This is a genomic window from Polaribacter sp. 20A6 (genome assembly GCF_011378915.1).
Lineage (GTDB): Bacteria > Bacteroidota > Bacteroidia > Flavobacteriales > Flavobacteriaceae > Polaribacter > Polaribacter sejongensis.
On record NZ_WTPZ01000024.1, the window covers coordinates 1 to 1856 of the forward strand.

2 protein-coding genes are annotated in these 1856 nt (G+C 27.2%); both read right to left on the minus strand.

Annotation, left to right across the window (positions count from 1 at the left end):
* Window positions 1-365 precede the first annotated feature (365 nt).
* A complete protein-coding gene (locus GQS57_RS18185) occupies window positions 366-839 on the minus strand; it encodes a Panacea domain-containing protein (RefSeq protein ID WP_165734395.1) in 474 nt (157 codons plus the stop codon).
* A gap of 1 nt (window position 840) precedes the next feature.
* Window positions 841-1698 (minus strand): hypothetical protein, encoded by an 858-nt coding sequence (locus GQS57_RS18190; protein WP_165734396.1) that lies wholly within the window; start codon window positions 1696-1698, stop codon window positions 841-843.
* Between the last annotated feature and the right edge of the window lie 158 nt (window positions 1699-1856).

A 1856-nucleotide genomic window follows, 5' to 3' on the forward strand; every position in this document is an offset into this window, starting at 1 on the left:
TTTTCAAACAGGTTAAATTCCGCAAACTTTTCCTTTTTTTTAGCGTTTTAAAACTCAGAGCTTAAACAACTTTTTTACATTCTTAAAATTCCCAAAACCAATAAAAACCTTTCAAAATTTTGATTCGCGAGAGAGTGTTTCAAAACCGATTTTCTCAAACGTTTTTTCCGCCTTTTACTTTTCAGACTTTTAAAGCCAAATGTATTTTAAAATGACTTTTGTTCTTAAATTATACTTTCAGCAAGTTTTTTACAACGTTTATGTATATGGTTTGTTGCGTGGTTTAAGCAACTAATTTAGTAAATAATTACCGACCACGAAAGTCCGCGAGGACTTTCGTAAGTAGGCAAGAAGCCAGCAATAAATTATATACCTTGTTGTAGCACGTTTTTATATTCTTTTGCTAGTTTTAAAAGGTCTAATTGATTCAACTTTTTTTCTTGTATAATTGGATAGGTCGAATAGACAAGTTTAATAAAATCATCCCAATTTAAACGACTTGTTTTGTCAATTACAAAATCAAGAATCTCTGTTGTTGATTTATTTAATTTAACATTTACTTTGCCTTTTAAGATAATTATCTCTCTAGGTTTATTATAATAATTTAAATCAGATTTTATTTCAAAGTCATCATCTTGTTTTAAGAGATTAATTATATCATCCACATAAGGCCCATAATGATTATATATCCATTTAATATTTGTTAATTGTTTGTCTTGCGTAATAGCTGACTTCCAGTCTGCTAAATAAATCATTTTCACAACACGTGCTTTTGAAAGTTCAGATGGATTTGGATATTTTTTGAACAAATATTTGAGTACTTCTATTGTGTTTTCCATATTAAAACCCTATTTCGTTAGCATTTTTTATATCAGGCAAATCAGATTCTATCCTTTCTATAAAGGATAAGAACTTAGGCTTTTCACTTTTAAGTATAGAGTCTATTAACTCGATATTATCAAATTTTCCAGTATCTAGACTTTCAAACACGATAATAGAATTTCTTTGTAATCCTTTTCTATCCTTAAAAGCATAGAGATAGAAACTTCTACTTTTTGTTTTAATATTTTTCAAAGTTTCAATAGGTATTTCGCATTTTGAACGAATGATATTATAATATTCCTGTCTTTTTCCATTAACAAATTCTGGAACTCCTTCGTTCAAATGAAAATGTCCTTTTTGAAATGCAATTGAAATAAATCCTTCATTACTATTATAATACTTTCTGCCTTTTTCATTTAATTTATAATTAGAAGAATATCTTCCAACTGTATGGAATTTATCGTTTTGATATTTATAAAAACTAATTCGTTCATTTTCTGATAAATTTAATTTATAAAATAAAGAAGCTAACTGTTCATTAAAAATTTCAAGATTATTTCTGTGCAAATCATCAATTGTGTTTTCTAAGTCTTGGACTTTTTCACTTAACTTTTGACATTTTTGAATCAAATCATTCTTTCCTTTTTTCTTTGATATTAATTTAACTCCGAGTATTATATTTAAGACAAAAACTATTATCAATAATATCCATCCTATTGTTTGTGAATGAATAGAACTCCACAGTACCTTTTTATTTAATTCAAATAGAATTCCTATAAATGTGTAACCAAATCCATTAAGAACTAAAAGGCAGACTTCGAGTAGATAATCATCTAAAAATTTAGCAAGATTGTATATTTTTTTGTTTTCTGTCATTTTTATTTAATGTGCTACAACGTTGTTGTGTTATGGAAAGTTGCGTTTAAAGTGAACGGCTATTTTCCGTAGGAAAATTGTTGTTTACAAAAATGCAACTACTTTTGGTAAAGCACTAATATAGCAATTTTTTATACACGGTGTTAGGTGTAGGTAGT

Excerpts from the sequence above, each read along its gene's own strand:
- GQS57_RS18185 (WP_165734395.1), bottom strand. The coding sequence starts at position 839 with ATGGAAAACACAATAGAAGTACTCAAATATTTGTTCAAAAAATATCCA.
- GQS57_RS18190 (WP_165734396.1), bottom strand. The coding sequence starts at position 1,698 with ATGACAGAAAACAAAAAAATATACAATCTTGCTAAATTTTTAGATGAT.